15 protein-coding genes are annotated in these 17,391 nt (G+C 44.9%); 1 reads left to right on the forward strand and 14 read right to left on the reverse strand.

The features are described from left to right. Positions 1 to 178: 178 nt before the first annotated feature. From MHZ95_RS03320 to flaG, 14 genes are all read right to left on the reverse strand, one after another. Complete coding sequence (locus MHZ95_RS03320) at positions 179 to 1,618, reverse strand: S41 family peptidase (RefSeq protein ID WP_239389066.1); 1,440 nt, start codon at positions 1,616 to 1,618, stop codon at positions 179 to 181. 145 nt (positions 1,619 to 1,763) lie between these two features. After that, positions 1,764 to 2,345 (reverse strand): redoxin domain-containing protein, encoded by a 582-nt coding sequence (locus tag MHZ95_RS03325; protein WP_239389067.1) that lies wholly within the window; start codon positions 2,343 to 2,345, stop codon positions 1,764 to 1,766. Beyond that, entirely contained in the window at positions 2,342 to 2,995 is a 654-nt protein-coding gene (locus tag MHZ95_RS03330; protein ID WP_239389068.1) for a hypothetical protein, read from the reverse strand. Before MHZ95_RS03330 ends, MHZ95_RS03325 begins: the two co-directional genes overlap by 4 nt. Before the next feature lie 294 nt (positions 2,996 to 3,289). Next, positions 3,290 to 4,567 carry a murein hydrolase activator EnvC family protein gene (locus tag MHZ95_RS03335; protein ID WP_239389197.1) on the reverse strand — a complete coding sequence of 426 codons (1,278 nt, stop codon included), beginning with the start codon at positions 4,565 to 4,567 and terminating at the stop codon, positions 3,290 to 3,292. 36 nt (positions 4,568 to 4,603) lie between these two features. Beyond that, positions 4,604 to 5,488: a permease-like cell division protein FtsX gene (ftsX, locus tag MHZ95_RS03340; protein ID WP_239389069.1), complete on the reverse strand. Its 885-nt coding sequence runs from the start codon at positions 5,486 to 5,488 to the stop codon at positions 4,604 to 4,606. After that, positions 5,478 to 6,164, reverse strand: a complete 687-nt coding sequence (ftsE, locus tag MHZ95_RS03345; protein WP_239389070.1) for a cell division ATP-binding protein FtsE — start codon at positions 6,162 to 6,164, stop codon at positions 5,478 to 5,480. Before ftsE ends, ftsX begins: the two co-directional genes overlap by 11 nt. Positions 6,165 to 6,545: 381 nt before the next feature. Further along, positions 6,546 to 6,890: a cytochrome c551 gene (gene cccB, locus MHZ95_RS03350; protein ID WP_239389071.1), complete on the reverse strand. Its 345-nt coding sequence runs from the start codon at positions 6,888 to 6,890 to the stop codon at positions 6,546 to 6,548. A 266-nt stretch (positions 6,891 to 7,156) separates the two neighbouring features. Next, a protein-coding gene (prfB, locus tag MHZ95_RS03355) for a peptide chain release factor 2 (RefSeq protein WP_239389198.1) occupies positions 7,157 to 8,258 on the reverse strand; the annotation gives its coding sequence in 2 pieces (ribosomal slippage) (positions 7,157 to 8,185 and positions 8,187 to 8,258; 1,101 coding nt in all). 38 nt (positions 8,259 to 8,296) lie between these two features. Beyond that, a complete protein-coding gene (secA, locus tag MHZ95_RS03360) occupies positions 8,297 to 10,804 on the reverse strand; it encodes a preprotein translocase subunit SecA (protein ID WP_239389072.1) in 2,508 nt (835 codons plus the stop codon). 567 nt (positions 10,805 to 11,371) lie between these two features. Next, positions 11,372 to 11,944 (reverse strand): ribosome hibernation-promoting factor, HPF/YfiA family, encoded by a 573-nt coding sequence (gene hpf / locus MHZ95_RS03365; protein ID WP_239389073.1) that lies wholly within the window; start codon positions 11,942 to 11,944, stop codon positions 11,372 to 11,374. Positions 11,945 to 12,258: 314 nt separating this feature from the next. Next, positions 12,259 to 12,609 (reverse strand): flagellar protein FliT, encoded by a 351-nt coding sequence (gene fliT, locus MHZ95_RS03370; protein WP_239389074.1) that lies wholly within the window; start codon positions 12,607 to 12,609, stop codon positions 12,259 to 12,261. Next, complete coding sequence (gene fliS, locus MHZ95_RS03375) at positions 12,606 to 13,007, reverse strand: flagellar export chaperone FliS (RefSeq protein ID WP_239389075.1); 402 nt, start codon at positions 13,005 to 13,007, stop codon at positions 12,606 to 12,608. Before fliS ends, fliT begins: the two co-directional genes overlap by 4 nt. Positions 13,008 to 13,224: 217 nt before the next feature. Then, positions 13,225 to 14,763 (reverse strand): flagellar hook-associated protein 2, encoded by a 1,539-nt coding sequence (locus MHZ95_RS03380; RefSeq protein ID WP_239389076.1) that lies wholly within the window; start codon positions 14,761 to 14,763, stop codon positions 13,225 to 13,227. A gap of 17 nt (positions 14,764 to 14,780) precedes the next feature. Further along, a complete protein-coding gene (gene flaG, locus MHZ95_RS03385; RefSeq protein ID WP_239389077.1) occupies positions 14,781 to 15,149 on the reverse strand; it encodes a flagellar protein FlaG in 369 nt (122 codons plus the stop codon). Positions 15,150 to 15,361: 212 nt separating this feature from the next. On the opposite strand from flaG, the gene MHZ95_RS03390 reads away from it, so the two are divergent. After that, complete coding sequence (locus tag MHZ95_RS03390; RefSeq protein ID WP_239389078.1) at positions 15,362 to 17,356, forward strand: methyl-accepting chemotaxis protein; 1,995 nt, start codon at positions 15,362 to 15,364, stop codon at positions 17,354 to 17,356. Positions 17,357 to 17,391 lie beyond the last annotated feature (35 nt).

Below are 17,391 nucleotides of genomic sequence, written 5' to 3' on the forward strand. Positions count from 1 at the left end.
CTCCCAATAAATCGTTTCTTTTCATTGTATCAAAAGAAGTGGACTCAATGCGAACCAGAATTGAAAAAACCTGCAAATGAACAAAAACGCCCGTAATTTAAACGGGTACTCCATTCCTACTTATCTACGCCAATTCCAAACACAAAAGAGACCCCTAACTTTCGCTAGGAGCCGCACATCAGTTTCCACCCAATTGATGGTACATATAGCCGATTGCCATTTGAAGTTGTTTGTCATTTTTCTTATCGGCACGGAACGCTTCCACTTTTTCTTTCAGCTTTGCATAAAATTGACGGTCCATCTTTGGATCGGCTGCGATTTCCATGTCCGTACGGAATGCTTCCACTGCACTTGCCGTGGATTCGTCAAAGTAACCGTCTTGCCTTTCGACTTCATAGCCAAGTCCGACTAACAATCGCTGCCCGTAAGCAATATCCTCGTGATAGTCCCCAGTTTTATAATCCTCTGCAACAAGGTGGATGTGCTCATTGAACAACGCGTTCTGTTCCACTTCCAAATCGGGTTGGACGCCTTTACCGTGAATCCATTGCTCTTTCGGCGTCAACCATTTATGGGTCGACAATTTCATTTCTCCTCCATTGGACAATTGCGTAATGTCCTGGACGGTTCCTTTGCCGAAGCTCGTCGTCCCGGTGATGAACCCTCTCCGTAAATCTTTCAAAGCACCACTCAGCACTTCACTCGCTGACGCACTGCCCTTATCTTGCAATAAAACAATCGGCAGCTTTTTCAACTTGTCATCGTAAGCCAATTTATCGGAGCTTTCCGTCACGAGTGGCGTCAACATATCTTTGGCATCTTGCATATAAGCAAAGATCGTATCTTCCGGCACTAAACTACTTGCGATATCCCCGACAGAATGCAAATAGCCTCCCGGATTGCCACGCACATCGATAATGAGTGATTCCGCCCCTTCTTGAATGAGCTTATTCGTTCCATCCAGCCACTCTTTCGCACTTTCATTGCCGAATGTTGTAATCGATATGTAACCGATCTTTTTTCCTCGCTCTTGAATCAGTTCCGTGGAAACAGTCTTGACTGGAATCTTTTCCCGAACGATTGTCAATTCAAGATGTTTATCCAAATCCGGTCTGTAAATGGTCATGCCGACCGATGTCCCTTCCTTGCCCCGAATCCGTTGGACAACATCTTGCAAAGAATCGCCTTCCAACCGTTCACCATCAATCCGAATAATTTCATCATACGGTTGTAAGCCCGCTTTTTCTGCCGGAGATCCTTTTACTGGAGCCACAACGATAAATTTACCACTAGACCTTGAAATTTCCGCTCCGATGCCAACCCGTTCAGCGGCCAATGATTCCCTATGAGCAGCCGCCTCTTCCTGCGTTAAATAAGTGGAGTAAGGATCACCAATGACGTCCGCCATGCCGCGCAATGCACCTTCGATCAGCATGTCCCCGTCAACTGGGTATACTCCTTTTTCTTGGATGACACTGAGCGCCTCGTCGATGACTGACACCGTATTTTTCGCGCCTTCCGTTTTCTCCGCTCCCCCAGAACAGCCATCCAGTATGAGAAATACTCCTGTTGCGATCACCGCAAGCATGACAAATAGCAAAAACCGGCTTCTCTGCATTACGTAACTCTCCCTCCTCTGTCCACTATATGAACAGAAAAAGAACATTACGACAGTAAATCGAACAGCGAAGGGTTCGATTTGCCTTAAATTCTGTGTTCTTTACAGAAATTAAGGCATTTTCAGGATGTCATGCACTTAGTTTTCAATCCAACTGATCCACGAGCTCTGTCAACCGCTTTTCATCCATCGGGCCTGTGATTCTTTGCCCCACTTTCCCATCCGTCCCGATAAAATAAGTCGTTGGGATGATTAACACTTTATAAGCTTTCATGACGGCCCCTTCCTTATCGAGTGGAATCGGGAAAGTCAGTCCGTATGCATCGACAAACTCCTCAATGCCCTTTTGTCCACGCCTTTCCGTCTCGGACAAATTCACCGCCACGATTTCAACGTTTTCCTTGTCTTTGTTTTTTTCGTAATACTTTTGCATATGCGGCATTTCCGCTTTACACGGACCGCACCACGATGCCCAGAAATTCAAGACTACTTTTTTCCCTTTCAAATCCGATAACCTGAACGTTTCACCGGAAAGTGAGGAGAGTACGAAATCGGGCGGGATCGACCCTTTTTCCAAGCCCGGCAAACCGTCATCCTCGCTATAATCCGCACTGACAATATAATTGTCCAACGGGTCCTCATTGTCCAAATTCGATTTCACCATGATGACAATCATCGAACCAATCAGCAATGCGGCTATGATCGAACCAATCATTTTTTTCTTCATGTATGTTCCTCCAATTCCTCAACTGACCGATACCGTTTTGAATAAAGCAACCAAAAAAATAACCCAAGGACAAGTGTTGCACCGAACGCTGGCCCCATAAGTCCCTTCGGCTGAACCGCCGCGACAAAGAGATGCACCGCCATGAACAACCAGATAGCACTTCGCATATCCTTCGCATTTCTACTATCCAGCCAGAAATACAATAGGTATAAGCTGAAGAACAACACGGATACAACTTGTGCAATCCACGCTCCGTCGTTCAAGACAACCATCAATACCTGATAGACAACTTGCGAAATGACCGCACCCGTAAACAATGCATGCATTGCCTCGATCGGTAGTCGGCCCTTTTTCCAGTCCCACAATACTTTCAGTGCGATAACTGCTAAACCTAAGATAAATCCGATCGTTCCTCCATCAAAATAGAGTATTGCCAGCGGCGACCGCAACACCGACTTGAAATCAGTGAGGATAATACTGAACTTCCAAACAAGGATCACCGTAAAAAACGCATCCGCCACTCTGTCACCTTGCAGCTTTCCGAAACGAACCCGGACTGCAACATATGCCAAAACACCCCCCACCATGAACGCTATCCATGAGGAAGGAGCGGATAAATTACCAAGCTGAAAATAATTCGTCACAATCATGTATGTAGACTCCTTCTAATGATAGCTCCTGTTTTATCCTATCGAAAATAATGCGCAAATGCGATGTTTTTGATTCTCTAGAAGACCCTTATGTTTGCTCCTTTAAAGATATTGGCGCTCACATCTTTTTTATTGGCGTTCGAACCTAAGTTATTGGCGTTCGTCGGATGTATATTGGCGTTTAACGCTGAGTTATTGGCGGTTACTCGCCTTTTATTGGCGAATCAGGACTTTTCCCCCATCCCATCCATCAGAAAAGGCCCGTCTCCACATAGGAGGCGGGCCTTCTTTTAATTAAAATGGTACATAGCGTAATGGGTTAACTGCACTCGGTCCTGATGCTGACCAATTGCCGATATGGAACTCAAAATGCAAGTGTGGGCCGGTAGAAGCACCTGTGCTACCAATAGCGCCGATATGTTGCCCTTTCTCGACCGAGCTGCCTGAGCTCACTTTTATGCTAGAAAGATGTGCATAGACAGTTGTGTAAATCTGTCCGTCGACGGAATGGGTAATCATAATGACATTCCCATATGTCCCCATTGGGCCGGCGTGTGAAACAACGCCGTCACCAGCAGCATAAACCGGTGTACCTGTTGCGTTAGCGATATCCGCTCCGCGGTGCTGTCTTTTCGTTCCGTAGATCGGGTGCGTCCGCCATCCGAATGCAGACGTATAGCGCCCAGATGCTGGGGTTGTCCATGTGCCGCTTGAAATCACAGGCGCGACTCCACCTGATGCCGCCGCTGCAGCTGCTTTACGTTTGCGCTCTGCTTCCGCTTTACGCGCGGCTTCCGCAGCTCTTTTCTGCTCGGCAGCAATCTTATTCGCAAGTTCTTTATCTACTTCATGCGCATCGTGGAACTCTTCCTCAAGGGATTTCTGTTCACTTACTAGTTTTTCTTGTTCCGCTTCCAAAGCATCCACAAGCTTGTTCATTTCTTGTTTTTGTGACACAAGCGATGCTTTTAAGCCTTCAAGCTTCGCTTTATCTTCTTGCTGTTCCGCTAGTTTCTTTTCAACAAGCGCTTTTTCTTTTTCTAATTGCTCTTTGTCATCGGCTTGCTGTTGCAAGATTTTCCGATCCGCATCCATCAGCGTATTTACTGCGGAAAACCGATCGATGAAATCCGCAAAACTATTTGCGCCAAGCAAGACATCTAGATAATTGACTTGTCCACCCTTTACTTGCATGGCAAGAACACGATCACGCAATACTTCATCGCGTTCTTCAATTTTCTTTTCCAAGTCTTCGATAGATGCTCTCAAGTCTTTGATTTCTTTTGTCGTTTGATTGATCTTTGCAGTCACTTGATCAATATTTTGATTCGTCTCACTGATTTTTCCATTAAGCGTCTTAATCTTATCTAGAATACGATCAATCGAAGATTTATTTGTTTTGATTTCAGATTTTTTCTTATTGATGCTCGTATTGAGTTCGTTCAATTTTTGTTCATTCAATCTTTTTTCTTTTTGCAAGTCTTTCAATGGACTCGCAAACACGATCGGCTGCGCCACCGCAGATATCAATAGTAGAAAAGCGATTGCACAGGAAAGTATCCACTTGTACATTTTCAACTTCTCAGTTCCCCTTTCAGATTGTCTCTCTCAGACTCGTAAAAATTTGCGCACAGACATGAAACTACCCCACGCTCCGATAAATACGCCCATAAACAGCAGGAGCCCATTTAGTTGGAAAATGAATGGTGTAGTATCTAGCAACTGGAATAACTCTCCTTGCAATCTAGGTGCCCAGTATACATGCAAATTATAGTAGGCAACGGAAATGACAATCATCGGTATGATCGCTCCGAGTACACCAAGCCAAATACCTTCCAATAAAAACGGTATCCGGACAAAACTATTCGTTGCGCCAACCAGTTTCATAATCTCGATCTCTCTTTTTCTCGCTACAATCGTAATACGAATTGTATTCGAAATGAGGAACATCGCAGTAAACAACAGCGCTAAAATAAGCACAACCCCGACGTTTCGGCTTGTGTTCAATACGTTGAATAGCTTTTCGACTTTTCCTTCCCCATAAACGACTTCATACGTATAATCATATGTATCGATTTTTTTGGCGATGGCGGCTGTCTTTTGCGGTTCTTTCGCTTTTACGTATAATGCATCCCCAAGCGGATTGCTTTGTTTATAGAGGCTTAGTTCATCTCCGAATGACTGGATCATCTTGTTCAATTCATCGTCACGCGACGAATAGACCACTTCGAGAACACCAGCTGTTGAACGGACCTTTTCCTCCAGTTCCTTCACGGCTGCCTCATCTGCTGCCGGATCTGCCACGACTTTAATTTCCACATCGTTTTCAATGTTATCTGCCAGCTGATTTAAATTCATCATAATGACGATGAAAGCACCAACGAGTAGAAGGGTGACGGTTACAGCACTTGTCGATGCAAATGTCATCCAACTGTTGCGACCTAGACTCTTCAAGCTTTCCCGGGCATGCCGGCCAAATGTTCTAGCTTTCATAACTGTATTCACCTTCGTACTCATCCCGTGTGATAAGTCCGCCTTCCACTACAATGACACGGTGTCTTCTCGTGTTTACAATTTCCCTGTTATGGGTGGCCATGACAATCGTCGTGCCACGTGCATTGATTTGTTCGAAAATCCTCATGATCTCCCATGATGTATCAGGGTCCAAGTTTCCTGTCGGCTCATCTGCAATCACCACTTTTGGTGAGTTGACGATTGACCTCGCGATTGAAACGCGCTGCTGTTCACCGCCGGATAACTCATCCGGGAACATCCGCGATTTTTGTGCCAGTCCGACAAGCGCCAACACATCATTTACTTTTTTCCGTATCGTCTTCGGTGATTCCTCGATTACTTCGAGCGCAAACGCCACATTCTCGTAAACATTCAATTTCGGTAATAGTTTAAAGTCTTGAAATACGACACCAATCTGTCTCCGAAGAAAAGGGACTTGACTATTACGCAAATTAGCAAGATTCACGCCGTTAATAACAATTTCCCCACTTGTCGACGTTTCCTCGCGATACATCATTTTGATAAAAGTCGACTTTCCAGCACCGCTCGGTCCAACTACATAGACGAATTCGCCGGGATCGATTTCAATATTGATGCCGTTCGCAGCTACAACGCCGTTCGGGTATTTTTTATAGACATTTTTCATCACAATCATTTTAAAACCACCTGAAAATTTATATTCCTTTTTTTCTCTTTTTCTCTTTTTTATTCAACATGCCCATTATAACATGATTCGCCAATATGCGTATTACAGTTATGTTTCAATTGAAGATTGTCTGGTACCTTAAGGGATTTTTTATCACAAAACGGACAATTTCGTCTAGAAACAGGCCCGTTTAAACTATCTTCCTTAGTCCTTTTCGACTTGGTTAGGTAAAATCCTTCATTTCGGAAAACATTCGATAAAATCGGGCAAACGTCGTCGAAGAAAAGCATTCACCATAAGATTTAGTAGAAAGTCGCAACCTATCCGAGATGCTGCAGCATGAAAAAACCGCTCCGGATCGATTATCCGTTAGCGGTTTTTGTCATTCGCTTATTTTTTTTCAGCAAGCCATTTAGCAACTGCTTCTGCTTCTTCGCCTTTGATCAGACCACCTGGCATACCCGGACGTCCGTTAATGATGACGTCATGGATTTCCTCTTCGGATAGACGTGCCCCAACATCGGCAAGTGCCGGTGCATTCCCCGCACCTTCCAAGTTTTGACCGTGACATGTGATACAGCTTGTATTCACGACTTGTTCTGCATCAACTGATGCAGTACTGCCACCCGTGTCTGTGTTCGCGTTATTGTTGTTTTCGTTTGTTTTGTTGCCGCCGCCACATGCCCCAAGGACAAGCACCGCTCCGAACATGATGGCAAAAAGTTTGTTTTTCATGTTGAACCCTCCTGTTGAATGTTATCCTACAGTACTTAGTATACCAAATCCGCACTTTTTGAACCCTCCGCCAGCGCTTCAATATTCATCAAATCAATGACAAATCTAGCCAATTATTGTTTTCCAATATGGCAATAAGACGCCAAGTAGAGAAATCCGACAAATGTGCTCATATGAATTACTATACACCTAAAACAAACATCCAAAACATGTTACGACAGCAAAAAGAAAAAGCACACCGAAGTGTACTTTTTTTCCGCCTTCCATCACGAAATGCGTGAACGTAAATAGGCATTGATGAATAAATCGATTTCGCCATCCATGACAGCGCCGACGTTTCCTGTTTCCGCATTTGTCCGATGATCTTTCACCATGGAGTACGGATGGAAAACATACGAACGGATCTGGCTTCCCCAACCGATTTCTTTTTGCTCGCCCCGGATTTCAAGAAGACGTGCTTCCTCTTCTTCCACCCGAATCTGATAAATTTTCGCTTTCAATAAATTCAATGCACGCTCACGGTTTTTGATCTGTGAACGTTCCGTCTGACAAGTGACGATGGCGCCTGTCGGAATATGCGTCATCCGTACAGCGGAATCTGTCGTATTGACGTGCTGACCGCCCGCACCGCTTGAGCGGTACGTATCGATTTTGACGTCTTCCATCTTGATTTCCACATCGACATCGCCTTCGAACTCAGGCATGACTTCAATGGATGAGAAAGATGTATGACGGCGACCAGACGAATCGAATGGCGAAATCCGTACAAGACGATGAACGCCTTTTTCCGCTTTCAAATAGCCGTAAGCATTATGACCCTTAATGGAGAGCGTCACTGATTTTACGCCGGCTTCATCGCCCGCTTGGTAATCGAGTGTTTCCACTTTGAATCCATGATGCTCCGCCCAGCGTGTATACATGCGCAATAGCATGGACGCCCAGTCTTGGGATTCCGTACCACCCGCACCGGAATGCAATTCAAGAATGGCATTATTTTTATCGAACTCATCGCTTAACAGCATTTGCAATTCAAATGCTTCCATCTTCGTTTTGAATTCTTTTAATTCATTGCCAAGGTCTTCCTGCATTTCCGCATCGAATTCTTCACGTAACAATTCAAGCGTCATTTCCAGGTTTTCCTGCTCGTCGGTCAATTCCGTATAATCGCCGACCACATCTTTCAGTGCATTCGATTCCGAGATCACTTTTTGCGCATTCTCCTGGTTATCCCAAAATCCCGGCTCCAGCATCACTTCATCGAGCTCTTGAATACGTGCCTCTTTGTTTTCTAAGTCAAAGAGACCCCCTGAAGTCCGCTAATTTCTTAGCTGATTTGTCTAACTCATTACGTACATCGGATAATTCCATCATTGTTAATTCCTCCTGAATTTGGGTTGCCTGGCAGTTTATGCTTTACCATGGCAGTTTTTATATTTCTTCCCACTACCGCAAGGGCATGGATCGTTACGTCCGATGTTGACAGCCCGACGCACTGGTTTCTTCCTCACTTGCTCGCCGTCCTCTTTCGGGTTGACGGCTTGCCCTTTTACAACTTCCTCACGTTCCAGGTTATTACGGATTTCCGCCTTCATCACATATTTCGATGCATCGGCTTCGATGGCCGCAACCATTTCCTCGAACATCGCGAATCCTTCCGATTGGTATTCACGCAATGGATCGGTTTGGCCATATGCACGCAAATGGATACCGCCACGCAGCTGGTCCATCGCATCGATATGATCCGTCCATTTTGAATCAATCGCACGAAGTAAGACGACTTTTTCGAACTCGCGCATGCGCTCTTCGGACATTTCCGCTTCTTTTTCATCGTAACGCGCGATAACAGCGTCTTGGATCATGGCTGTCAGCTCTTCAGCTGTTTTTCCTTCCATATCCGCAACTGTCAAGCGGCCTTCCGGAAGAAGGTTCGCACCTAGATAGTCCTCTAGCCCTTTCAGTTTCCAATCGGCTGGATTCTCTTCTGTCGTATGGATGGCTACAGCATTTTCAATTACATTACGTAGCATATTCTCCAACACTTCACGAATATTATCCGATTCCAGCACTTCGTTCCGCTCTTTGTAGATGATTTCACGCTGTTGACGCAGGACATCATCATATTGCAGCAAACGTTTCCGGGCATCGAAGTTATTCCCCTCTACCCGTTTTTGCGCCGATTCAACCGAACGCGACACCATTTTCGATTGGATCGGTGTTGTATCATCCATGCCAAGTTTGGTCATCATTGACTTCATCTGATCCGACCCGAAACGGCGCATCAATTCATCCTCAAGCGACAAGTAAAATTGCGTCACACCCGGATCTCCTTGACGGCCCGAACGCCCACGGAGCTGATTATCAATCCGGCGCGATTCATGACGTTCCGTACCAAGAACCGCCAGACCGCCGAGTTCTTTAACGCCTTCGCCAAGCTTGATGTCCGTACCACGTCCCGCCATATTCGTCGCGATCGTTACGGCGCCTTGTTGTCCGGCTTCCAAGATGATTTCCGCTTCACGGCCGTGATTTTTAGCGTTCAAGACGTTATGTTTGACGCCATATTTCTTCAAGTAGTTGGAAATGATCTCCGATGTCTCGATGGCAACTGTACCGACAAGGACAGGTTGCCCTTTTGCGTTACGTTCCTTAATATCTTCCGCCACCGCTTTGAACTTGCCTTCCATCGTCGCATAGATCAAATCCGCACGGTCATCCCGCGCAATCGGACGGTTCGTCGGAATCGCAATGACATTCATATTATAAATGTTGCGGAATTCCTCTTCCTCCGTTTTCGCCGTTCCTGTCATACCGGAAAGCTTCTCATACATCCGGAAGAAGTTTTGGAACGTAATCGTCGCAAGCGTCATCGATTCATTCTGGACTTCCAAACCTTCTTTCGCCTCGATCGCCTGATGCAGCCCGTCACTATAGCGACGACCTTTCATCAAACGTCCCGTGAACGAATCGACGATAACGACTTCGCCTTCTTGCACGACATAGTCCACATCGATATGCATACTCGCATGCGCCTTCAACGATTGGTTAATCGCATGATTGAGCGTGACATGCTGAAGGTCGAACAAGTTGTCGATGCCGAACGCCTTTTCCGCCTTCTCGATCCCGGCTTCCGTCAACACGACCCCTTTCGTCGATTCATCATACGAATAATCCTCTTCTTTTTTCAGCGTGATGACAAATCGGTTCGCCAAGCGGTATAATTCCGCCGCTTTTGCAGCTTGACCTGAAATGATGAGCGGTGTTCGCGCCTCATCGATCAAAATGGAGTCCACCTCGTCAATAACCGCATAGAATAGCGGTCTTTGCACTTTATGGTCATCGTAGAGCACCATATTATCACGCAAATAGTCGAAACCGAGTTCGTTATTCGTACTATACGTAATATCCGCATGATACGCTTCCCGCTTCTCTTCTTTCGACATACTGTTCAAGTTCAAACCGACCGTCAAACCGAGAAACTCATGGAGTACTCCCATCTCTGTCGCATCACGGCTCGCCAAATATTCGTTCACCGTCACGACATGCACACCTTTGCCAGCAAGCGCGTTCAAATAAACCGCAAGCGCCGACGTCAACGTCTTCCCTTCACCGGTTTTCATCTCCGCAATATTGCCTTCATGCAACGCCGCCGCACCGATCAGCTGCACGCGAAACGGGTACATTCCTAACACCCGACGTGACGCCTCACGAACAACCGCAAACGCTTCAACTTGAATATCTTCCAACGTTTCACCAGACGCAATACGCCCTTTGAATTCCTCCGTCTTCGCAGTCAACTGTTCATCCGAAAGCTGTTCAATCTCCGTAGCGAGTGCCTCGACTTTATCCGCAATCTTTTCAAGACGCTTCAAATCTCGTTTATTCATATCAAACATTTTATTCAATACGCCAAGCATTCAGGTCACATCCTCGTTAAGTTCACTCCTCATTTTAACACTGTGAAATGCACGGTGCAAATGGTCTAACTGAAAGGCGTGGGGTTAGGGGGTGTGGTGGTATGGGAGATGGGTGGTGTAGTTGGAGTATGAGCGGGTTTGGAGGAGGTATGATCGCTTAGGGTGGCGCTTGAGCGCGTTTGGAGGATGTATGATCACTTGGAATGGAGTATGAGCGCGTTGGAGGGAGTATGATCACTTGGAATGGAGTTTGAGCGCGTTGGAGGGAGTATGATCACTTGATTTGAAGTTTGAGCGTGTTTGAATGATTTATGAGCTCGCGAAACAAAGGATGAGCACTTGGAACCTGGTTTGAGCGCAATGATCGAAATATGAGCGTCTGAAATCGAGTTTGAGCGCGATGTGCGAAATATGAGCGCCTGTAAATGAGTATGAGCATTCTTCATTTAGTTTGATTATCAATCTCCGGATTATGATCATTCATTATTTATTTCTCACGAAACTTTCGCACTGCACGAAAAAAAGCCCCTCAAGTTCAACACTTGAGGAAGCTTTTCAAATTATGATTTAGTTTGTTTCAATCAAGCCGTATCTGCCGTCTTTTCGTTTGTAGACGATATGTGTGCCGTCGGATTCGGCATCAGTGAAAATGAAGAAATTGTGCCCAAGCATATTCATCTGAAGAATGGCTTCGTCTTGGTCCATCGGTTTCAGATCGAATTGCTTTGTACGGACAACGGAGAATTCATGATCTTCATCCAAAGCCGCGTCGTTGTTTTTCTCTTCAGCTCTGTTCACCGAGGCGAAAAACGAAGCGACACCTTCGCGCTCACGGAATTTACGGTTCACTTTTGTTTTATATTTACGGATTTGACGTTCCAATTTATCGACGATTAAATCAATTGCGGCATAAAGATCGTCATGGCGTTCCTCTGCGCGAAGCGTCAAATTTTTCATCGGAATAGTTACTTCCACTTTACTCTGTTTATCGTTATACACTTTCATGTTGACATTGACAGTTGCTGTTTCAAGCGTTTCTTCAGTGAAGTACTTAACGAGCTTCTGAACTTTCTTCTCGACATGTTCGCGAATCGCCGGAGTCACCTCAAGGTTCTCACCGCGTATATTGAAGTTTAGCATATGAACTCCTCCTTTATTTAACCGTTACTTTACACTTCTACATCTTCCCCTGAAAGTCCTTCTAAAAACATTGAAAAAAGTGAAATAATTCGTCGAATTGTGACAAACAATGACGCGAGTGGATTTTGCTCGTCCTTTCTTCACATATTTCAGTTCCAGATGGAGATTTTACCAAAAGACACACCCTCCAATATATGGTTCATGTGGCTTCATTACGCCTCGGATTGCATCGAATGGAATAATATCTTTTCACAGTCAAATGTCCTTCATACACATCTAAAGAAAAACCCGATTGGGAAAATTCTCCAATCGAGTCATTGTTTCGTATCATAGAATGTCCCATCTCTGGCAACATTACTGTAAGGGTTAACGTAGTTTTTCATATGGTCTTTTTTGGATTGGGATTGGGAGATGTCCAAACGAATTCTTTTGGACAATGAGGCAAGCTTTTTTTGGACATCCGCTTCCATCGCAACGAGTTCTTTGCCGAATGCCTCTTCCTCCGGGGTGAAAGGAGCTGCAATATCCACTTGTACTTTTTCCCGTATATCCAAACATTCTTCTATACGCGCAATCGTTTCATCGCGCTTTTCTTCTTCCGTGTATGTCAGTGCCAATAAAGTCTCAGTTGCTTCACGCCAAGCTAATAACGCAGGACGAATCATACTTCATCCACATTGGCATACTGTTTTTGACGATTGATCTGGATCACTTGCTTCCACGTATCACGGAACTCCGTAATAATCGCAGCCGCTTCATCAAACAATGCGCTGTCATTTTTAATGTTCCCATCAACGAGACGGCTATTGGCAAATTCGTAAAGCACTAGCATATTTTCTGAAACTGGAAATGATTTATCCAACGTTAACATTAATTCCGAAATAATCGCTTGCGCTTTTTGGATCGATTTGTTTTTTTCTTCTATATTATCCTCTTCCATTGCCCGCTTCGCCTGCTGAATGAATTTCAAGCAACCGTTGTACAGCATTAGCGTCAACTCACCGGGTGTCGAAGTATTGATAGAGTTATTCTGATACGTCGCATAGGGATTGTTAATAGCCATTTTAAATCTCCTTTTGTAAAGCCTTGTTATCAATCACGCCTTGGCGTGATTGCTTCCAGATTTTGAATTGAGCATAGCTCAATTAACTCCTTTCAAAATCTGTGACATCCGCCGGAGGCATAACTTGATTCCGCCAGGGCTTGAGCCACCCACTAATTAAAATGCATCCTGGTATTCATCCCACAATTTATAGTTGGGGGGCTTCCGCTGAATCGAGTTACATGCCGCCAAATGCATTCATCAAGCTGGCAGATTGTGCGTTTGCACGTTGGATTGCTCTTTCCATAGCCGTGAACTGTCTCCAATAACGATCTTCCATCATTTTCAAGCGATCTTCGAAACGTTCGATTTGTTTGTTCATATCATTTAGGTTGCGTCCCAGTGTAAATGTGTCATTGACAGAACCGACTTTACCGGCCTTGTCCGCAATGATTGTCTGACTGTCATCAACAATCGTACGAAGTCGTCTTGCAAAGCCTTGGTTCTCAGCTTTTTCTCCATCCTTTGCAAAAAGTTCATGCACTTTATTTGGATCGGCACTGATTGCTGCTCTTAACTCATCTTCGTCAATAACCAGTTTACCATGCGCCAAATAGTCTTTTGATGTAGTGATTCCAATAGACTTTAATGTATTGGAGTCACCTTCGATGCCCTCAACCGCCCCCATTAGTGCTGTCCTCATTTGGGTCAATAAACTGGAAATCGTTGAATCATTACGCAGCGTCCCGCTCATCGCCTTTTCTTCCCATAGTTCAATTTCCTTTTCTTTCATTTCCGATTTTTGTTCTGATGAAAGCGGATGGAAATCACGGTATTTCGGCTCGCGGATTTGTTTATTCAAGTCTTCGATCAATTTGTTATACTCATCGACATATTTAACGATGTTGTCGAAGATTTTATCGGTATCGGCGGAAGAATTGAATGTAATCTCTTTCCCTCCATCAATAACTTTTCCTTCTCCATCTATTGGTGCTGTTTCCTCTTTTAATGTAACTTCAAAACCATTGATTTCGAATGTGTTGGAGGGTCGTTGGGTTCTGAGACCATTGAAAGTGAAATCTGCATTTTGACCGTTATCGCTTGATCCATTTATTTTAAGAGAATTTGCAAGAGTCCCATCAACATCTTCAATGAGAATATCCTTAGCACCATTGTCAACTCTACCGCTATGTTTTGCCGTAATTGCAATTTTTCCCGTATGTTCATCGTAAAAAGCTGTCACGCCTGTTTCTTTGTTAATTTTATCAAGTGCGGATTGAAGTGTATGTGTTGCCGTATCAATTTCAACTTCTTTTGATTCTGCAACACCTTTTGCATTAATAGCTGTTACTTTAATTTTTTGTACACCTGTAACTCCAAGTCCTAGGTCTGATAGTTTTTGCGTTAAATCTGTTTCTTTTTCTAAAACCCGTACAGTCTCATCCCCACTACTTTGCAAAGTAGCATTCTTCGCCAATTGATGAATCTGAATAGATCCCGAAAAATCACTAGTAGAACTAACGTTTTTAATCGACACCGCATCCGGCACCGAAACATTCACCGTTTTATGCGAAAACGATTTTGACAAAATCATATTGTCAAACGTATTTTGACTGAAATCAAACAGTTGGCGATTGACAGCGCGGTAGTCATCCAACTGCCATTCCAAGTATTGTTTTTTCTGTGTAATTTTATCGAGTGGTATCCGGTTGGCCTTCATGAGGTCCCGGATGATGGATTCGGTATCCATTCCGGTTGCTAGTCCACTAATTCGCATATGCTTTCACACCTTTTTTAGATTTTCCGGTCGACGAGAAGACCGAGGAATTCCCGCATGGCCGCGTGGATGTCCATCAGTTTTTTGGATGGAATTTCGCGGACGACTTCGTCTGTTTTCATGTCGATGATTGTGACATAATACTCGTTCAGTTTGTCGTGCAATTTGAATCGCAGTTGCGTATTTGCGCTTTCCAGAAATGTATTCATGCTTTCTGTCAATTGCTGTGCCTTCTCCAACGGTAGCTGTTGTTCGGATTTGGTTTGCCGCGCTTTGTTTGCCAATGCTTGTCCTTCCATCACCGTAATGTCCGTATTGGAAGTTACATTGTCCATTGCAATGCTCTTTTGCTGTATAGATCCCCCACCATCCATACGACTGACCATCACCATACCTCCTCAATTTCAGAACGTCTCTTATTCTTTACTATCGGCACGCTAGAACGGAAGTTAAGGAAATGGAAGAGGAAAAATTCATTTGTACTAGCAGGAAAGTTTACAATCTCTTTACCTCATTTCATCTAATTACCATTTAATAATATGCCGATGCAACCGATATTCTATATTTGTAGTATTATTCACAGAAAGTAGGGTTTTACATGTTTGCGTCAATCAGGACCAGGATCATTGTTACAGTCATCATTCTATTCCTCATCGGAATTGCGGCCATGACGGCGATTAGTAGCATACAAGTGAAAAAGAAAACCGAGGAGGGTTTGATCGATCAAAGCATTGTGTTCATCGACGAGCTAGGCTTTACGATTACGAACTTCCTTGGGCAATATGAAAAGGGGATTCATCAACTGATCAATTCCCGTACTTTAACGGAGTTTATTGCTGGAAGAAATGTAGATGAAGCAGCAGCACAAGCTGTGTTAGATAGTGATTTAAATGCATTTTTAGATGTCTATGAAGATGTTTCTTCCGTCTATTTCGCATTGCCTGATAAACATCTGACCATCCTTCCATCTGTAGATTTAGGCGCCGACTTTGACGCGACAAGTCGGGATTGGTATAAACAGGCGATCGAAAATCCGGACGCCATCCAATGGACCAGTCCTTATATTGACGGTGCGACTGGTGAGTTTGTCATCACAGCGACACAAGCCGTTCAAGTGGACGGACAACTTGTCGGGGTCGTCGGATTGGACATTCAACTGGAGGCCTTGACGAATCAAATTGCAGGCAATGAACTGAGCCATGATGGCTACCCGGTCATCCTTGATGCGGAAGGGACCGCGATTGTCCATCCAACGTTACGCGGTGAAAACTTGATGGATCTGGCGTTCATCAAGCAGATGTATACGTCTGGAAATTCGAAAGGCTCCATTCAGTATCAGTATGAAGGGTTGGATAAAGTCATCGTCTTCGCGACACTTCCAGGGGTGGATTGGAAAGTAGGCGCTGTTTACGATCAAAAAAAGATCGATCAACTGGCGGTTGACTTGCGCCAAGCGATGATCATTATCGCACTCGCTACGCTCATCCTCTTTTCCATCGTACTCTTTGTCATGATCAATCGAATGATCAAACCGCTCGGACAATTGAAATCCCTTATGGATTCAGTTTCCAAAGGTGATTTGACGGTTCGTTCCGACATCCAAACGAAGGACGAAATCGGAGAATTGGGCAATCATTTCAATACGATGATTGACAATATGGGCAACATCCTTTCCGTCGTCAACAACTCTGCTTCAAACGTCCGGACAAGTTCCGAAAGTTTGAGCGCGGTCGCAGAAGAAACAAATGCCTCGAGTGCAGAAGTCGCACATGCGGTGAATGAAATTGCACACGGCGCTTCCAGATCGGCAGAAGACGCCGAACTCGTCACAGAGCGTGCAGAACTGCTCGGGCAACAAATCAATGAAATCACAACAAAAGCAAGTGCCATGTCCGCTATCGCAACGAAAGCCGGCGAGATGAACGCAAACGGACAACAACAAATGCAAGCATTGACACATTCCTTCAATGACTGGGAACTCAACTTGCAATCGATGTCCGAAGCGTTCGATACACTGGGCAATAAAGTGACGGCGATCGGCGGCGTCATGGAAACGATCACCGAAATTTCAGCACAGACGAACCTCCTTGCACTGAATGCCAGCATCGAAGCAGCCCGTGCCGGCGAACATGGCAAAGGATTTGCCGTCGTTGCGGAAGAAGTACGCAAGCTCGCGGAACAATCCGCACGTGCAACAGAAGAAGTGAAAGTGACCGTCCAAGAACTGCAAGCAGAATCGAGACTCGTCACAGAACAGATGAATGGCACGCGTGATAACTTCCAACAGCAAGGTATTGTCGTCCATGATACAGAAATGACTTTCAGTGAAATTTCTTCCTTGATGACCGACATGCAAAATTCCATCGCCTCGGTATATGAAGGCATTCAAAAAGTCGCGGCCCATAAAGATGAAGTCACGGAAACGATTCAAACGATGGCCGCAACTTCACAAGAAACCGCCGCCGCTTGCGAAGAAGTGAGCGCTTCAACAGACGAACAGCTTCGCGCCATCCAATCAGTGACCGATGCTGCAGAAACGTTGACAGAGTTAAGTGAGGAATTAAATGAAGTCGTCAATCGATTTTCTGTGTGACCCACTGAACCCATCCCGGCTATCCAATCCGGGGT

This window comes from Sporosarcina sp. ACRSM, assembly GCF_022346545.1.
Classification (GTDB): Bacteria; Bacillota; Bacilli; order Bacillales_A; family Planococcaceae; genus Sporosarcina.